The organism is Clostridium sp. ZBS15 (assembly GCF_023845705.1).
GTDB lineage: Bacteria > Bacillota > Clostridia > Clostridiales > Clostridiaceae > Clostridium > Clostridium aquiflavi.
This window is the reverse complement of record NZ_JAMQHY010000040.1, coordinates 75,478-93,143: the sequence shown is the minus strand read 5'-3', so window position 1 is coordinate 93,143 and position 17,666 is coordinate 75,478. Positions and strand designations below refer to the sequence as shown.

Here is a 17,666-nt window from a genome sequence, read left to right as displayed (position 1 = left end):
AAACATAAAGTTTTAAATTTCTATAATAACTAATTCTACATAGTAAGGTAAAACTCCTTTAAGAAGTTTTACCATTTATCAACTTATTTAATATTAGTCGTTTAATGCAGATATACCAGGTAACACTTTACCTTCTAAGAATTCAAGTGATGCTCCACCACCAGTTGAGATATGAGTCATCTTATCTCCGAATCCTAATATGTTAACAGCAGCTGCTGAATCTCCACCACCAATTATAGTAGTTGCATTTGAATCCGCCATTGCTTTAGCTACTGCAATAGTTCCTTTATTGAAGTTTTCAAATTCGAATACTCCCATTGGTCCATTCCAAATTACAGTCTTAGCATCTTTAATAGCATCAGCATATAATATTTCTGTCTTTGGTCCAATATCTAACCCCATGTTTCCAGCTGGAATATTTTGATCTTCTGTTACTGTAGCTTCAACATCTTTGAATTCTGCAGCAACTCTATGATCTACTGGTAATAAGAATTTAACACCTTTTTCTTCTGCTTTAGCTATCATTTCTTTAGCATAGTCAAGTCTATCTTCTTCAACTAATGAAGTTCCGATTTCATATCCTTGAGCTTTTAAGAATGTATAAGCCATTCCTCCACCGATTATAATAGTATCAACTTTATCTAACAGATTGTTGATAACAGCTATTTTATCAGAAACCTTAGCTCCACCTAATATAGCAACGAAAGGTTTTTCTGGAGTTTCAACTGCATTTCCTAAGAACTTTAATTCTTTTTGAATTAAGTATCCACATACAGCAGTATCAATATAATCAGTTACACCAACTGTTGAACAGTGAGCTCTGTGAGCAGTACCAAATGCATCATTAACAAAAATTTCAGCAAGTGATGCTAATTCTTTAGAGAATTCTTCACCATTCTTAGTTTCTTCTTTTCTATATCTAGTATTTTCAAGTAATACTACATCTCCATCTTTCATTTCAGCAACTGCTGCTTTAGCATTTTCGCCTACAACATTGTTATCTGGAGCGAATTTAACTTCTTTTCCAAGCATTTCACTTAATCTTTTAGCAACTGGTGCTAAAGTTAATTCTGGTTTTGGTTCTCCCTTTGGTTTACCCATATGTGAGCAAAGGATAACTTTTGCTCCATTATCAACTAAGTACTTTATTGTAGGAAGAGCTCCGTTTAATCTGTTTTCATCAGTTATAACACCATCTTTTAATGGTACATTAAAATCACATCTAACTAAGACTTTTTTTCCTTTTACTTGAATATCTTCAATTGTCTTTTTGTTAAAATTCATCTTGTTCACCTCTAATTATTAAATTTTTCAATATTTTAAAATAGTCTGGCCTTATAGCCTTATACTACAAAACCAGACTTATTTATAATTTTAATTACTTTAACTAAAAGCTCAAATTACTTTAAGAATTTAGCGAAGTATTTGATTGTTCTAACCATTTGGCTAGTGTATGAATTTTCGTTGTCATACCATGAAACAACTTGAACTTGGTATGTGTCTTCATCAACTTTAGCTACCATAGTTTGAGTTGCATCAAATAATGATCCAAATCTGATTCCTACGATATCAGAAGATACTAATTCTTCTTCAGTGTATCCAAATGATTCGTTAGAAGCAGCTTTCATAGCAGCATTTACGCTTTCAACTGTAATGTCTTTTCCTTTAACTACAGCAACTAAGATTGTAGTTGAACCAGTTGGAACTGGAACTCTTTGTGCAGATCCAATTAACTTACCGTTTAATTCTGGGATAACTAATCCGATAGCTTTAGCAGCACCAGTTGAGTTAGGAACGATATTTACAGCAGCAGCTCTTGCTCTTCTGAAATCTCCCTTTCTGTGTGGTCCGTCTAATACCATTTGGTCTCCAGTGTAAGCATGGATAGTTGACATAATACCAGTTTGAATTGGTGCTAAGTTATTAAGTGCTTGAGCCATTGGAGCTAAACAGTTAGTTGTACAAGAAGCTGCAGATATTATGTTATCTTCAGCAGTTAAGATATCTTGGTTAACGTTGAATACAACTGTTGGAAGGTCGTTTCCAGCTGGAGCTGATATAACAACTTTCTTAGCACCTGCATCAATATGAGCTTGAGATTTAGCTTTTGATACATAGAATCCAGTACATTCAAGTACTACATCTACACCAAGATCTCCCCAAGGAAGTTTTGAAGCATCAGCTTCAGCATAGATTTTGATTTCTTTTCCGTTAACAACGATTCCGTCTTCTTTAACTTCTACAGATTCTTCGTATCTACCTTGTGATGAATCATATTTTAATAAGTGAGCTAACATTTTAGGATCTGTTAAGTCGTTGATTGCAACCACTTCATATCCTTCTGCTCCAAACATTTGTCTAAATGCAAGACGTCCAATACGTCCAAAACCATTAATTGCTACTTTTACATTTGCCATTAAAATTACCTCCTAAAATAATGCTTTTTATAAAAAATAAATTTTACAAACTAAATTAATTTTATACATAAATTAACGATTTAATGTTTCTAGTATTTTTTTACCAGTTTCTTCGTCTGTGACTAAGATACCATTAATATCATTAAATTCTGTCGATATTATTGAATCTATTTTATTCTTTCCACCTGCTACTGCAATATGTGTTTTTATTTTTCTTGCTTCATTAATTTTTATTCCAATTGAGGTAGCTTCTGATATAATTTGGGATTTTTTGGTAAAGTAACATCCAAATGCTTCCCCAACCGCACCACTGTCTATAAGATTTTGGATTTTCGTTTCCGAAACCCCTCTTTTTTTAGCCATTTGTACAGCATTACCTATTCCATACATCAGTATATCAGCTTTATGTAAAGTATCTACTACTGTTTTTATTTCTTCTTCTTTAAGTAATGTATCTAATACATCTAAACTTAAATTTTCTGAAACATGTAACATTTTATAACTACCATTTAGCTTTTTTGCTAATAAAGCGGCTAAGGTATTGGCTTGAGTTTCTACATTCTTTCCTACTCCACCTCTTGCAGGTACTACTTGAATATTAGATAAATTATTTATTTTAGGAAATTCTTCTACCACTGCTTTTAATGTGCTTCCACCAGTTAATGCAATTATATCATTGCTAACTAATACATTTTTCACATAATGAGCACAAGCTTTTCCTAAATCTTTTAAAATTGAAGGATTATTATCTAAATCTCCCGGAACTATAATTACTTTCTTTAAATTAAGACTTTTTCTTAATTCTTCTTCTAGTTCTGAAAGTCCTTTTATTTCATGAATAAAATCCTTTAATTTATTTAGTATATTTTCACCTTCTTCAGTGACAGTCATTCCTGGAGTATTTATTTCTATTAAACCCTGCGAGCTCAAAAAACTTACTTCATTTCTTACCACTCTCTCACCAATCTTCAATTCATTGGCAAGAACTCTTCTACCTATTGGTTGATTATAGTATATAGTTCTCAGTACATTGTATCTCTTTTCTAATGTTTCAACAAGTTCAGGAACTATTTTTTTCTGTAACTCTAATATTTCATGCAACATAAACACTCCCTTGGTCTTTATGCGTCCCATGCACTTAAATCATGTCCCACAAATATTATTATAAAACACCTTATGAAATTTTTAAAGGCTTTAATTGAATTTTTTTTATATATTTTAAAAGTTGATTATATTAATAGTGAATTTTTAACACTTTTAAATATATTAAACATATAAATACTTAATTAATACTTAGAGATTAAATTTATCTTTCATAATCTCTAAATATTAATTCTTTAATACTTAGATTCTCTTTCTTTTTGATGAAGATTTAATGCCTAATTCTTCTCTATATTTTGCCACAGTTCTTCTAGAAATATTTATATTTTCTTTATTTAATATTTCAGAAATAATTTGATCTGAAAAAGGTTTGGATTTATTCTCTTTTTCTATTATCTTTTTTATTTCATTTTTTATCGTATTTGTAGCTATATCTCCTTCATTACTTAAAGAAAATCCACTCTCAAACAATGCTTTTATCTTTATTGTTCCATAACTAGTAAGCACATATTTATCTTTTATAGCTCTGCTTACTGTAGATTCATGCATTCCTATGTCTTCCGCAACTTCTTTTAAAGTTAAAGGTTTTATATAATCATAACCTTTATCAAAAAACTCTTTTTGTTTATTTAATAAACATTTTAAAACATTATATAAAGTGCTTTTTCTTTGTTCAATAGACTTTATTAGAAACATTGCTTTATTAATTTTTTCTTTAACATAACACACAGTTTCCTCATCTATATTTTTTTCTAAAACATTTTTATAAGTTTTATTTATAGTAAGTTTAGGTAATACGTTGTCATTCATTATAATGAAATATTCTTTTTCTATTTTTTTAATTTCAGCATCTGGTATTATATAACTTACTTGTTCTCCTGTATAAAATCCCCTAGATGGTTTTGGCTCTAATTTTTTAATTAAATCTCCATATCTTTGAGCTTCTTTAGGATTTATTCTTAAATCTTCACCTACAAGCTTATATTTATTATCTGCTATATTTCCTAAATGATTCTTTATTATTTTTTCCATAATATCATCTAATATACTTAATTTTTTGCTTTGAATCATTAGACACTCTTCTATATTCCTAGCACCTATACCATATGGCTCCAAATCTTGTACAATTTTTAATGCTTGTTCTACTTTAGTTTGACTTATATTAAGTTCATTGCTTATTTGAGTTGTTGATATTTCCAAATAACCTCTATTATCTAAGGATTCTATGATATATTTTGATACTACTACTAAATATGGATCAATATTTAGTTCAATTAATTGTTCTTGTAAAAACTCATTTAAAGATTTGCTCTTTTCAATATAATTCCAAGGTGTAGAATCTATTTCTTTATTATTTACATAATTATTATCAACTTCATTCTTATAATTATTAGATTCTAATTCCTTTATTAAATTTTTGTAATCATATTTATCTTTTGAAGTATTATTTTCTATGCCTTTATCTAGTTCATTAATTTCTAATATTGGATTTTCAGCATATTCATTATCGATAAACTCCCTTAAGTCATGCATAGACATTTGCAAAAGTTTTATCGACTGTTGCATACTTTGAGTTAATACAAGTTTTTGATCCTGGGTAATTTTCATACCATAATCTAATTTCATAAGCATCCTCTTTTCCTCATACCATTATAATAAAATTATTGAAACCCTTTTCTGAATATTGCTATTTTTATGCATATTGCTCTATAAATAGTATACTCTGATTTTGTTAATTAAAGCAAGTCATCTAAATATACACTATAAAGTATATTATAAAATAAAAGTTTAATGATAAAAATAATAAAAACCATGATTCAAACAAATTTAATAACTTTTTGTTTAAATCATAGCCTTTTATTATTTTGCCTATATTTTAATATGTGTTAATCTATGTAATAGGCAAAGTGGCATTGTTATTGTACTTTAAAAATAGTTATGTAAGTATTATTATATTTACTGCTTGTCTCGTTTTTTATATTGGGAGCAAGCTAAAATGGTACTATAGTTATTATTTTATTTAGTTAAATATACTAGTCCACAACAATTAGGTCCTGAATGAATACATACACTAGATCCTAATGGACATTCAGTATAGTTCATATTATTTTCTTGTAAGTATTCTAAAAGAGCTGCTTTAATTTCTACATTTTTGGCATCAACTAGTAATATTGGGACATCCTCATCTAATTGTGCTTCTTCTAATTCTGAAATTATTTTTTTAATAACCTTTTTGTTTCCTCTTATTTTATCTTTAACAGACATTAATCCATCTTTTATATCTAAGATTAATTTTATTCCAAATATGCTACCAACCATTCCAGCGGTTTTAGATATTCTTCCACCTCTTATAAGATATTCCAATGATTCAAAGCACATTAATGTTTTTATATTGTACTTAGCTGAATCAATCTCTTTAAATACATTTTCCAAACTATTTCCCTTATCTAAAAGTATAGATGCTTTTAGAACTAAAATCCCTAATGCTGGTGCTATATTTTGAGAATCCACCACCATTATATTATCACTTTCTAATGTATTTTTAGCTATACATGCAGATTGGTATGTTCCACTCATAGCAGAAGACATATGAATTGAAAGTATTTTATATCCATCATCTAAATATTTTTTATATGTTTCTACAAATCTACTAGGAATAACTTGACCTGTAGTAGGTAAAATATTATCTCTTTCTATTTTTTCAAAAACTTTAGATGGAGTTATTTCAACTCCATCTAAATAACTTTCTTCTTTAAAATTTATTAAAACTGGTAAAACTTCTATATCATACTTTTCATATATTTCTTTTGGTAAATCAGCAGTACTATCTGTGATAATTTTTATCTTCTCCATTTGCCTCATTCCCTTCTCCTATTTCATGTTTGGAAATCCAAATTGTCTTAAAGCTTCATACGCAACTATTGACACAGTATTAGATAAGTTTAAACTTCTAGTACTTGATTGAATCATTGGTATTCTCATACCAGTAATTACTTCATGGATTTCTTCTGGTACACCACTTGATTCCCTTCCAAACATTATAAAATCACCCTTTTGAAATGAAATTTCATTGTAATAATCTCCAGCATGAGTGCTTGATAAAAATATTCTTTCATTCTTGTATTTTTCCATAAATGCTTCATAGCTTTCATGAATTTCTAGGTTTAAATATTTCCAATAATCTAATCCTGCTCTTCTTACATGCTTTTCATCTATATCAAATCCTAACGGTTTTATTAAATGTAGCTTACTATCTGTAAGTACACAGGTTCTTGCTATATTCCCAGTATTTTGCGGAATTTCTGGTTGATATAATACTATATTTAAATTCAAAAGATCACCTTCTCTAATTACTTACTGTTGTTACCATCAGTATAATTAAAAAGTATACTATATGGTTTATTAACTGTCTAGTCGTAGCTTACTTAAGTTAAATTAAAATGAAAGTTACTAAAAATAGTTTACATAACAAAAATAAAAGGTACTAAAAGTACCTTTTATTTTTTCACTATTGAGCTACTGGTGGAGCTACTGAATCTTGTGATACAGGCGGTGTTACTGGTGGATTTGCAGGTGGAACAACACCTGGAGTTTGTTCTGTAGCTGCTGGTGGGACTAACGGTTGTGTTCCTTTTTTAACAACTATATCAACAGCTGTATAATAATCATTTGATATTAACTCTTTATTTGTTTGAACACCATTTTCATATGTTAATTGATAAGAATTAGTTTTATAACCTGTCATTCCACCACTTTCTGTAACCTCTTGTCCTTCTGGCAAAGTTGCATCTTCTACTACTTTTACAGTCGGTTCTATGGTCTGAATTATTTCATTTTCCATATCATAAGTTTTGCCTCCCAATGCAGAAACATCACCATATATATTATAAGTCATAACTTTATTGTATGTACTTCCTTGTATATAAATTGGAGAATCATAAGTATTTTTAAACTTGTAATCTATATCCCCATAAGAAACAGTTGCATCTAGTCCAGGTTTTGCATAACCTACAGACATGGAATGATTTCTTCTTTCTACCGCTCTTATATTAGCATGCATTACCGCTCTATAAAGCGCTGTTGATACTTGGCATATGCCTCCACCTATTCCTGGCTCTACCTTATTACCAACATAAGTTGCTGCTTCTTTATACCCTCTTTCCACTGTTCTAGGACCAACAACTTCATTGAAACTAAATACATCTCCTGGCATTAAAATCACTCCATTTATGGCTTTAGTTGCAAGATCTATATTAGCACTTCTTCCTTCAGATGACGTACCATAATTTGAAGAATATGAACCAATAATTCCATTTATTTTTGATAAATCCTTACTTGTAATTTTAGGTTGTACCGTTTCTAAATCCATTGAAACTACAATTTCTTCATTTATATGTCCTGTTATAATTTCTTTTAATTTTTTATCAAATTCATCCATATTTATACTTTTACCAACAACTTCGTCTACAATACTGAACCCGTTCCCATTAATTGAAAGAGTCGCATCTTTAGGCTCATCTTCAACTTTACTTTTCACCATTTCTTCATAAGCTTTTAATTTCTCTTCATCATATGATAAATTTAAATCAATTTCATGCTTATCTTTCCCCTTATTCTTTATGTAAGAATATTTTTTTAATACCGAATCATTTTTTCCAAAATTCATAGCATCATTTATCACATTATCAATATCATAAACTGGAGATATGTCCGAATATAAAAGCTCAAATTCTGACTCACCTATTTTTATAGATACTTTTTTATCTCCTATTTTTCCTTGAAGCTCTTGAATTAATTTTTCTCTTGCTTCTTCTTTTGTCATTCCTCCAATGTTCACATCTTGCACTGCAACACCTAAATATATCTTATTATTCCATTCTTCCACTATTTTATTAATAGATAAAAAATATCCAGTAAATAATGCCGAAATAATTACTATAAATGCACATATTCCTATTATTATTCTCTTTTTCTTTTTATTACTTGATATTTTTCTAAGGACTTTCCCCCTTTTTCCATTCTCTCCGTTCACATTTATTCCCCTTTCAATAAATATACTGAATTAACAGTTTAACACTATTAACATTTTTATAAAAAATTACATGTTCTAAACATAATTGCAAGTTTTATTATATCACATTATTTCTTATATTTAATAAGAATATTATCGTATAATTTACATAAAAATAAAGGTATCTTTTCATAAAATTAAGATACCTTTATCTTATATTTTATTTATAATTTAACTTTAGCTCTAGTTTTAGATGTTTCGCCATCATAATCAAATGCTTCAATTGTGATATTTATAGGATTCCCTTTAGGAATTTCTAGTTTATTTTTATCTATAACATATTTGGTTGCATTCTCATCTACAGTTGCTATCCAATAATTATTTACAAATATATTATATCCTAGCAAATCTATATCGGGTACCCTATTCCATGAAAGATATATATTATTTCCATTCATGCTGGCTTTAAATCCAGTCACATCATAAGGTTGAGTTAATAACCTTATATTATCAGGTCCCCAATTAGCATCTACTGGATTTCCTACTCCCATTACCTTTTGATCTTCGCTAAATTGCCAAATTCTCCATCTAGTCCATCCTCCAATATCAGGTGGATAAGGCGGATTAATTGGAACTTTTGTATACATAGCGATCCATAATGGCATGTTTTTCAAAGGATATCCCTTTCCTTTTACATAAAAATTATCATATAATTCTATGAAAAACAATCCCGTATAAAGCATAAGTCTTCTTCTAGTTTTTCTTTCAAATCTCACCCTAAATCTATCTATCCATTCCACTAGAGTCTTAGTTGGTATAGATTTATCTATAGGTACTTCAATATCTAATACTGGAAATAAATCTCCATAATCTTTATTTCCAAAACCTTGTTGTAATAAATTTATAAAATCATCACATTGTCTATCAGCATCTGTTAAGTCATATGACGGAACTCCAAAGTGATATGCACCTACAGGAATTCCATAATTTCTGCTTTCTTTTGCAAATTGAATAAATTTCTTATCTACTCTAAACCTACCTGTACCTGAGCCAGATGATCTTAAGTATAAAAAATCTATTTTGGTTGCTAAAACATTAAATTGAGTATTTTGAGTAAATTCATTAATATCTATTCCAAAAAGACTCTTATCATTTTTATTTTGCATACTTCCTCCTAAAAAAAGTAGTCTTATTATAAAATATTAAAGTTACTCAAAAAAAGTACCAATAAAATATAATTATATTTTTACTATAAATTTTCCATTTTTAAATTAACATAAAAACTTATATTATCATCAATACATTCAGCCCATATTTTACCTTCATGTAAATTAATTATATTCTTGGAAATAGCAAGTCCCAATCCTGATCCTCCTGTGGTAGTATTTCTTGATTCATCAACTCTATAAAACCTATCAAATACCTTGTCTAATTTCTCTTTAGATATATATTCTCCTTTATTTCTACATACAAAAGTTATATAATCATCTTTTTGATAAAGACCTATTATTATTTCACCAGGTTTAATTGAATACTTTACAGCATTCATTATTAAGTTTTCAAATACTCTAAGCATTTTTACTATATCTATAAAAACATATGCTTTATCAATATCAAATTTTTTATTTATATTTATTGAATTTTCATATACTATAGGTATCATTTCTTCTATCAATTGTGATAAAAGTTCACATAAATTAACTTTTTCTTTATTTAGTTTCATTCCATTATTGTTAAGTTTTGTGTATTCAAATAAATCTTCGATTAATATATTTAATTTTTGTGCCTTATTATAGGCTATATTTAAATATTCGTTCATTTCTTCTTTATTTTTATATCTATCTTCTTTTACAAGTCCTATATAACCCATAATAGAAGTTAGAGGCGTTCTTAAATCATGAGATACATTTGTAATCAAATCAGTTTTTGTTTTTTCTGCATCCCTTTCAGCTTGTATTTTTTCCCCAATCTCTTTAGCCATATTATTTATGTTGTTAGCTATCTTCCGAATTTCATCTCTTCCTTTTTCTTCAATCCTATAATTTAAATTCCCATTTGCTATTATTTTTAAACCAGATGCAATTTCATCTAAATACTTCATCTTATTATTTGTAATTATTACAAATGAAATTATAAAAATTATAAATGTAAGCGACAAAGCTAATGATGAATTAGACATTTCCACCGTATTATATACTATTTCTGCCTTTGGTATTTTAGAGTATATTAAATACAATCTAGTACTATCCATTTTTAATGGCATAATATGAACTCTTTCCCTTGCTGCATTACTAGTATCATTCTCATTAGAAATAATATCTCTAAATACACTATATATGTCTATGGTTTCTTCATAAACATTTGAGGTTTTGAAAATAACTTTTCCTTCAGTATTTGTAATATATATCTTACTATTATTATACATAGGAGAATTCAATATTTTTTCTATATCTTTAGAATCATCTATCTTTAAATGTTCCGTTCTCTCTAATTCCTTTAATAACATATTAGCTTCTTTTTCTGTAGATTCATAATCATAAAATACTTCTGGATTTCTATATTCTTTTTTTAACAATACATCTGTAAAATTATAAAATGTAAAAGATAACAAAAAGCATACTCCAATTACTAACATTAATTCAAATCTAATGCTTCTCTCAATATTTATTTTTAATCTTAAACATGTACTTCGAAAAAACTTGTAAAAATTTAAAGTAATTAATTTTTCATTATATTTTTTATAAAGATTTTTTAACTTTTCTTTATTTTTCAATTTTATACCCAACTCCCCATACGGTCTTTATAAATTTAGGGTTTCTTGGATCACTTTCTATTTTTTCTCTTATTTTTCTTATATGTACCATTACAGTATTATCTGAAGACATAAATTCTTGGTTCCAAACACTTTCATATATATTTTCTATTGAAAAAACTTTTCCTCTATTCTTAGCAAGTAACAATAATATATCAAATTCAGTAGGTGTTAATTTTACTAAATTGTTATTTAATATTACTTCATGTGTTTCTAAGTTTATTATTAATTCATCAATTTCTATTACACTTTCTTCTAACTCTCCATCATCAGAATGCTTTGTATTAAATTTGCAAAATCTTCTTAATTGTGATTTTACTCTAGCAACAAGTTCTAATGGATTAAATGGCTTTGTTAAATAATCATCAGCCCCCATATTAAGTCCTAATATTTTATCTATATCTTCACTTTTAGCTGATAACATTATTATTGGCATTTCTCTTTCTTCTCTTATCTTTAAGCATGTATCTATACCATTCAGTTTAGGCATCATAACATCTAATATTACTAAATCTATATCTTTATCCCTAATTACATCTAATGCCTCTTCACCATTACATGCTTTTATAGTAATATAACCTTCACTTTTTAAATATATTTCAACTAAATCTCTAATTTCTTTTTCATCATCAACGATTAAAATAGTTTTATTTTCTAGCATGTCCATTCCCCTTTTCTCACTTTAAATAAACATAATATTCCTTAACTATATTTTAACTTAAACTTCTAAAAAAAACCTCCGTAAACTTCTTAAGATTTTCTAAACTTAACTCATTCTTTTAATTATCGGTTATATATTAAATTAACTACACTAAAAACAGCTAAGCAACTTTGGATCTGTTTTAATAATATATTTTATCAAAGACAAAATAAATAGAGACAAGCATTTATACAGACGCTTATCTCTATGTTATATGATTATTATTTTATAATGGTTAAAATTTAGTTAAAGTTTTTATATCCAACTAAGTGTAGTTTATCTAATAACCTTCATTGACTCATCAATTATCATGTCTATAAGTTCTGGGAATGATATATTAAGTCCTGCTGCACTCTTAGGAATTAAACTATTAGGAGTCATTCCTGGCAAAGTATTAACTTCTAAAATATATGGAACTTTATCTTCAGTTACTATCATATCAACTCTTGAATAAACCTCACATTTTAATGCCTTATATGTTGCTAAAGCCATTTCTTCTACTTCTTCATGTAATTCTTTTGGAAGTTCTGTTACAAATTCATCTGATCCCCCATCTGCATATTTTGCAGTGAAATCAAAAAATTCAGCTTTTGGCTTTATTGCTACAACTGGTAACATCTTATCACCAAATACAGGGCAAGTTATTTCATCACCTTTTATAAATTTTTCTATAATAACTTCGCTGTCCCATTTAAAAGCTTCTGTCACGGCACTTTCTATATCTTTTTCTTCTTTTATTATAAATGTAGCAACACTTGATCCTCCATGGGTTGGTTTTACTACTACTGGATATCCCATTTTTTCTATTTCTTCATAATTTATTTGGTCATTTCTTCTTAAATTTATCCAAGGTGCTGTTCTTATGTTATCAGCTTTTAATATACATTTACTTATATCCTTATCCATGCACATAGAGCTACTTAATGGACCGCATCCTGAATATGGTATTCCAAGTGTTTGAAGAACTGATTGAACTGTTCCATCTTCTCCAAATTGACCATGTAATGCTAAAAGTGCAAAATCAATACCTTTAACTTTATTTATTATATCTTCTTTTTCATCAATAACTATAGAAATCACTTCATATTTATCTTTGTTTATACTATCAACTATTGATTTACCACTTTTTAAAGATATTTCTCTTTCTGATGAAATACCACCCATTATTACTCCAACTTTCATAAGTTACCTCCAATATCTTAGTTCAATAATTATTTTATATTAATCATATTCTATTAATTTTAATATACCTTATAATTATATATTAATAAATTTTTTGCCAAAATTAAAGAACCACTAATAATAACCTTTAAATTACTAGTGGTTCTAAATATGTTTTATTTAATTACTCAGTCCACTTTACTTATGCATACATAAAAACTTTGCTGAAACAGAGATTATTTAATATTATCATATTTACATACATTATTTAATGGACATTCCTTGCATTTAGGATTCCTAGATGTGCAACATCTTCTTCCATGAAATATTAGCAAATGATGAGTTAACGACCACTCACTTTTAGGTAACTCTTTTTGTAACTGCATTTCAACTTCTAATACATTTTCAGAACTTGCAAGACCTAGTCTATTTGACACTCTAAAAACATGCGTATCTACAGCTATTGACGGCACTTTAAAAGCATTTGATAAAACTACATTTGCAGTCTTTCTACCTGCTCCTGCAAGCGAAGTTATCCCTTCCATGGTTCTTGGAACTTCCCCATTAAAATTTTCTTTTAATTGTCTAAACATAAGTATTAAATTTTTAGACTTGTTACGATATAACCCTATTTGTTTTATTCTTTGCTCCAACTCTTCATTTGTTATATTTAAAAAAGAGTCTAAGTCAGGATAATCTTTAAATAAAGTTTGTGTAACTTCATTAACCTTTTTATCAGTAGTTTGTGCTGATAAAATTGTAGCTACTAACAACTGAAAAGGTGTTTCATAATTTAATTCACATTTAGCATCTGGGTAAGTTTCTTTTAGAATATCTAAAATCTTTTGTGTCCTTACTTTCATATTATTTATAATCTCCTCTTATTTATAAACTCCCCTGTATTCTTCAGGTAATAAGTTTGCTATACTCTTCATTAATATATGGAGACATCTATCATCATATTCATGTTTATCTTCATTTTCATTTTTCTTTGGAAGTTCTATTTTTTGTCCTATATTTATATTAACATCTGCATTTCGCCAGTTTTCTCCACCCATGTCACCACTTTCACTTATTGGAAGAAGCTTTTCTGTTCCACACATCCCAATAGGAATTATTTCTGCTTTTGACATTCTTGCCATTAATAATATTCCTTTTTTACCTTCAATCATAGCACCAGTTCTACTTCTAGTTCCTTCTGGAAAAATTAAAATATCATTCCCAGCTCTAAGAGTCTTAACAATTCTTGTTATAGCATCTTTGTCTGGTGAATTAGGCTTTATAGGAATATTTTTTATAACCTTTGTTCCTATTCTAGTTATAAGATCATCACTTAACTTAGCACCTGCAATAAAATATGGATCACTTTTTTGTCTTAATATTCGATCTAACACTAATCCATCTGCATTACTTAAATGATTACATATAAAAATTCTAGGTTTTTTAACTTTATCTATATTTTCAATTCCTTTTAAGGTTATGTTTGCATATTTTTTTATATAATTCGCAATTTTCATTTTACCAAAATTCACAAGAAAACTTTCTGGTAACATTTCTAATATTTTTACTATAGTTGGTGATAGCATATTTCTCACTCCCGCTCTAATCTCTATATCTCTTTATATAATAATTATATTCTAGTTTTTTGGAAAAGTCTATTTATATACTCATTTAAATATGGTGATTCAAACTTTTGATTTTGGTTTAAATTATTATTTTTTAAATACATTTTACTTCTGATCAAGGCATTTCTTTTTAAGATATTTTTTCCTCTCCATCCACAAGATGTATTCTTAAAACTCTCTTTAAACTGTCCATTTTCCATATTAATAATAAACTCCTCATTATCCTTAACCATAAAATCAAATGGTAAAAATTCAGGTATTCTAGACAATTCTTTTTCTATATTATAAGGACATACCAATTGACATGTATCACAACCAAACATTCTTCCTTGTAATTTTTCTATTTCCCAATCAGCTAAATCTTTTTTTTGAGTAATATAAGATAAACATATGTTACAATTTTTTTTGTTAGAATTAATGGCTTTCGTTGGACATGCTGCGTAGCACTCTTCACATTTACCACATTCTTTAAATAAATTCATCTCTTCAAATGTACCTTTATCCTCATCATAAATCTCTAAATCAGTTATTATCTCACCTAAAAAAATATATGACCCATATTTCTTATTTATAAGTAAATTATTTTTCCCAACAAATCCAACTCCACCCAAATAAGCTATATATCTTTCAGGTAACGAATTGCTATCAACAAAACTTTTAGCAATGCCCCCATTAGATTCTATTATTTCACAAATAATTTTTAAGTATTTATTTACTACATAGTGATAATCCTTCCCCTTTGTGTATACAGAAAAACCATTATTATTATTTGACTCAGAAGTCAAATAAGGGAAAGCTATAGAAATTATAGTTTTCCCCTCTTCTAAATATTGAATTGGATTTATTCTTTTATCTATATCATCCTCTTCAAATTCATTTTGTAAATTTAAATCTTTTCTATTTTTATAAAAGTTCTTTAGTTCATCAAATTTCCTACACTTTATAAAACCTATTGAATCTATACCTAAAGAAGAACAGGTTTTAATTATTTGATCTTTTACTCCCATCGTATATTCCTCTAAATTATCATTTCGTTATAAATTTTTTTCTTTCTTCCTTTTAAATCTTCTATTTCAATTATAGAAGCCTTAGTTCTAATAATATTTCTAGCAGAAACTCCTACTGTTGTTGCCCCCTGTGGAACATCATGCAATACAACGGCATTAGAACCTATTTTAGCATTGTCTCCAATATTAATTGGCCCCAAAACTTTTGCTCCTGCCCCTATAAGAACATTATTTCCTACTGTTGGATGTCTCTTACCTTTATCTTTACCAGTTCCACCAAGAGTTACTCCATGATATAAAATAACATCATTACCAATTTCAGCAGTTTCTCCAATTACAACTCCCATTCCATGATCTATAAATAGCCCTTTTCCTATAGTTGCGCCTGGGTGAATTTCTATTCCAGTAAGAAATCGTGCTAATTGAGAAATAAATCTAGCTAAAAAGAAAAACTTGTGCTTATATAAAAAATGTGAAACTCTATAAGATATAAGAGCATGAATACATGGATATAAAAGTAATACTTCTACCTTACTTTTAGCAGCCGGATCATTTATTAAAACCCTTTCCAAATCATAATTTAAATTTTTAAACACAATTCCATTCTCCTTCTTCAATAAAATTCAATAGAATTTAAATTTAGTTTATATTCTAATATAGTTTTGATATATGCAATAGGTAAAACTCAATTACTCAGTCCAGCTTTTCTTATGCATATATCAAAAGATAATCTAAATTAATCGTATATACCCATTGATATATATTTTTCTCCTCCATCTGGTGCAATGGCTAATACTTTCTTTCCTTTTCCTAGTTTTTGAGCTATTTCAATAGCTCCGTATATAGCAGCTCCAGCTGATATTCCTACTAAAACACCTTCTGTTTGTGCAACATTCTTAGCAACTTTTAACGCATCCTCATCTTTTACTTTTAAGATTTCATCTATATATTTTTCATCATATATTCCAGGTATAAATCCTGCTCCTATACCCTGTATTTTGTGAGCTCCTGGTTTTCCTCCACTTAATACTGGTGATGAAAATGGCTCTACTGCCACTGCTTTGATTTGCGGATTTTTAGTTTTTAAGCTTTTTGATATTCCAACTAATGTTCCACCAGTTCCAACACCAGCAACAATTGCATCTAAATCCGGTATATCTTTATGAATTTCTTCTGCTGTTGTTTCATAGTGTTTTTCTGGATTAGCTATATTCTCAAATTGTTGAGGAATAAAATACTCATCTCCAACACCAATTTCTAGTGCTTTTTCAATAGCACCTTTCATACCTTTACTTCCATCTGTTAATATTAATTCTGCCCCATATGCCTTAATTAAATCTCTTCTTTCCTTACTCATTGTTTCAGGCATAACTATTATAACTTTATATCCCTTTAATTTTCCTATTAAAGCAAGTGCTATACCTGTATTTCCGCTTGTAGGTTCAACTATTGTTGAGCCTTTTTTTAATAGTCCTTCCTTTTCAGCTTTTTCTATCATACCAAGTGCTGCTCTATCTTTAACACTTCCACCTGGATTAAATTTTTCTAGTTTAACATAAACCTCTGCCATATTATCATCATTAACTAAATTGTTTAATTTTAAAATTGGTGTTTTTCCTATTAATTCTAGTATTCCATTATAAATCATCTTTTTTCCTCCTTAATACTTATCTTTTAAAATTTATATACTTCTTAAAAAACGTGCTATGCCACACTTTGTTAGTTAAAAGTGAAAAAATAAGAGTTATGAGTTATTGGTTGAAAGTACTTAGCTCTCCATTTTATCCTCTCAATTCTTAACTAATATTTTATTATAACCTTTAAGTTTGATT

General features: G+C 28.2%; 16 protein-coding genes. All 16 read right to left on the bottom strand.

What is annotated here, in order from left to right:
- Positions 1 to 93: 93 nt before the first annotated feature.
- The 16 genes from NG904_RS12485 to cysK all read right to left on the bottom strand — a co-directional run bounded on the left by NG904_RS12485 (position 94) and on the right by cysK (position 17,482).
- Positions 94 to 1,284 carry a phosphoglycerate kinase gene (locus NG904_RS12485; protein ID WP_252231814.1) on the bottom strand — a complete coding sequence of 397 codons (1,191 nt, stop codon included), beginning with the start codon at positions 1,282 to 1,284 and terminating at the stop codon, positions 94 to 96.
- A gap of 116 nt (positions 1,285 to 1,400) precedes the next feature.
- Positions 1,401 to 2,417 carry a type I glyceraldehyde-3-phosphate dehydrogenase gene (gap, locus tag NG904_RS12480; RefSeq protein ID WP_252211945.1) on the bottom strand — a complete coding sequence of 339 codons (1,017 nt, stop codon included), beginning with the start codon at positions 2,415 to 2,417 and terminating at the stop codon, positions 1,401 to 1,403.
- 72 nt (positions 2,418 to 2,489) lie between these two features.
- A complete protein-coding gene (locus NG904_RS12475; protein WP_252211943.1) occupies positions 2,490 to 3,521 on the bottom strand; it encodes a sugar-binding transcriptional regulator in 1,032 nt (343 codons plus the stop codon).
- Positions 3,522 to 3,761: 240 nt separating this feature from the next.
- Positions 3,762 to 5,144 (bottom strand): RNA polymerase factor sigma-54, encoded by a 1,383-nt coding sequence (gene rpoN / locus NG904_RS12470; protein ID WP_252211941.1) that lies wholly within the window; start codon positions 5,142 to 5,144, stop codon positions 3,762 to 3,764.
- Positions 5,145 to 5,534: 390 nt separating this feature from the next.
- Positions 5,535 to 6,371: a DegV family protein gene (locus NG904_RS12465; RefSeq protein WP_252231842.1), complete on the bottom strand. Its 837-nt coding sequence runs from the start codon at positions 6,369 to 6,371 to the stop codon at positions 5,535 to 5,537.
- Between the two features lie 18 nt (positions 6,372 to 6,389).
- A complete protein-coding gene (locus NG904_RS12460) occupies positions 6,390 to 6,851 on the bottom strand; it encodes a tRNA (cytidine(34)-2'-O)-methyltransferase (RefSeq protein ID WP_252211940.1) in 462 nt (153 codons plus the stop codon).
- Positions 6,852 to 7,026: 175 nt separating this feature from the next.
- Positions 7,027 to 8,550: a VanW family protein gene (locus NG904_RS12455; protein WP_252211939.1), complete on the bottom strand. Its 1,524-nt coding sequence runs from the start codon at positions 8,548 to 8,550 to the stop codon at positions 7,027 to 7,029.
- A 203-nt stretch (positions 8,551 to 8,753) separates the two neighbouring features.
- The gene (locus tag NG904_RS12450) at positions 8,754 to 9,695 is read right to left on the bottom strand and encodes a glycoside hydrolase family 25 protein (RefSeq protein WP_252211938.1); all 942 of its coding nucleotides are present in this window, start codon (positions 9,693 to 9,695) and stop codon (positions 8,754 to 8,756) included.
- Positions 9,696 to 9,778: 83 nt separating this feature from the next.
- Positions 9,779 to 11,302, bottom strand: coding sequence for a sensor histidine kinase (locus tag NG904_RS12445; RefSeq protein ID WP_252225553.1), 1,524 nt, complete (start codon positions 11,300 to 11,302; stop codon positions 9,779 to 9,781).
- Entirely contained in the window at positions 11,292 to 12,002 is a 711-nt protein-coding gene (locus NG904_RS12440) for a response regulator (protein WP_252211935.1), read from the bottom strand. The genes NG904_RS12445 and NG904_RS12440 overlap by 11 nt, the downstream gene beginning before the upstream one ends.
- Before the next feature lie 315 nt (positions 12,003 to 12,317).
- Entirely contained in the window at positions 12,318 to 13,223 is a 906-nt protein-coding gene (locus tag NG904_RS12435) for a D-alanine--D-alanine ligase (RefSeq protein ID WP_252211933.1), read from the bottom strand.
- 215 nt (positions 13,224 to 13,438) lie between these two features.
- Positions 13,439 to 14,065, bottom strand: coding sequence for an endonuclease III (gene nth / locus NG904_RS12430; RefSeq protein ID WP_252227142.1), 627 nt, complete (start codon positions 14,063 to 14,065; stop codon positions 13,439 to 13,441).
- An 18-nt stretch (positions 14,066 to 14,083) separates the two neighbouring features.
- Positions 14,084 to 14,788, bottom strand: coding sequence for a lysophospholipid acyltransferase family protein (locus NG904_RS12425; protein ID WP_252211931.1), 705 nt, complete (start codon positions 14,786 to 14,788; stop codon positions 14,084 to 14,086).
- Positions 14,789 to 14,832: 44 nt separating this feature from the next.
- A complete protein-coding gene (gene queG / locus NG904_RS12420; RefSeq protein WP_252211929.1) occupies positions 14,833 to 15,834 on the bottom strand; it encodes a tRNA epoxyqueuosine(34) reductase QueG in 1,002 nt (333 codons plus the stop codon).
- Between the two features lie 11 nt (positions 15,835 to 15,845).
- Positions 15,846 to 16,430 carry a serine O-acetyltransferase EpsC gene (epsC, locus tag NG904_RS12415; RefSeq protein ID WP_252211928.1) on the bottom strand — a complete coding sequence of 195 codons (585 nt, stop codon included), beginning with the start codon at positions 16,428 to 16,430 and terminating at the stop codon, positions 15,846 to 15,848.
- A 140-nt stretch (positions 16,431 to 16,570) separates the two neighbouring features.
- Positions 16,571 to 17,482: a cysteine synthase A gene (cysK, locus tag NG904_RS12410; RefSeq protein WP_252227140.1), complete on the bottom strand. Its 912-nt coding sequence runs from the start codon at positions 17,480 to 17,482 to the stop codon at positions 16,571 to 16,573.
- Between the last annotated feature and the right edge of the window lie 184 nt (positions 17,483 to 17,666).

What these genes read in the sequence shown, in the direction of transcription:
- NG904_RS12425 (WP_252211931.1), bottom strand. Translation starts at nt 14,788, where the DNA reads ATGCTATCACCAACTATAGTAAAAATATTAGAAATGTTACCAGAAAGT.
- NG904_RS12485 (WP_252231814.1), bottom strand. Translation starts at nt 1,284, where the DNA reads ATGAATTTTAACAAAAAGACAATTGAAGATATTCAAGTAAAAGGAAAA.
- rpoN (WP_252211941.1), bottom strand. Translation starts at nt 5,144, where the DNA reads ATGAAATTAGATTATGGTATGAAAATTACCCAGGATCAAAAACTTGTA.
- NG904_RS12465 (WP_252231842.1), bottom strand. Translation starts at nt 6,371, where the DNA reads ATGGAGAAGATAAAAATTATCACAGATAGTACTGCTGATTTACCAAAA.
- NG904_RS12475 (WP_252211943.1), bottom strand. Translation starts at nt 3,521, where the DNA reads ATGTTGCATGAAATATTAGAGTTACAGAAAAAAATAGTTCCTGAACTT.
- nth (WP_252227142.1), bottom strand. Translation starts at nt 14,065, where the DNA reads ATGAAAGTAAGGACACAAAAGATTTTAGATATTCTAAAAGAAACTTAC.
- queG (WP_252211929.1), bottom strand. Translation starts at nt 15,834, where the DNA reads ATGGGAGTAAAAGATCAAATAATTAAAACCTGTTCTTCTTTAGGTATA.
- gap (WP_252211945.1), bottom strand. Translation starts at nt 2,417, where the DNA reads ATGGCAAATGTAAAAGTAGCAATTAATGGTTTTGGACGTATTGGACGT.
- NG904_RS12450 (WP_252211938.1), bottom strand. Translation starts at nt 9,695, where the DNA reads ATGCAAAATAAAAATGATAAGAGTCTTTTTGGAATAGATATTAATGAA.
- NG904_RS12435 (WP_252211933.1), bottom strand. Translation starts at nt 13,223, where the DNA reads ATGAAAGTTGGAGTAATAATGGGTGGTATTTCATCAGAAAGAGAAATA.
- NG904_RS12440 (WP_252211935.1), bottom strand. Translation starts at nt 12,002, where the DNA reads ATGCTAGAAAATAAAACTATTTTAATCGTTGATGATGAAAAAGAAATT.
- cysK (WP_252227140.1), bottom strand. Translation starts at nt 17,482, where the DNA reads ATGATTTATAATGGAATACTAGAATTAATAGGAAAAACACCAATTTTA.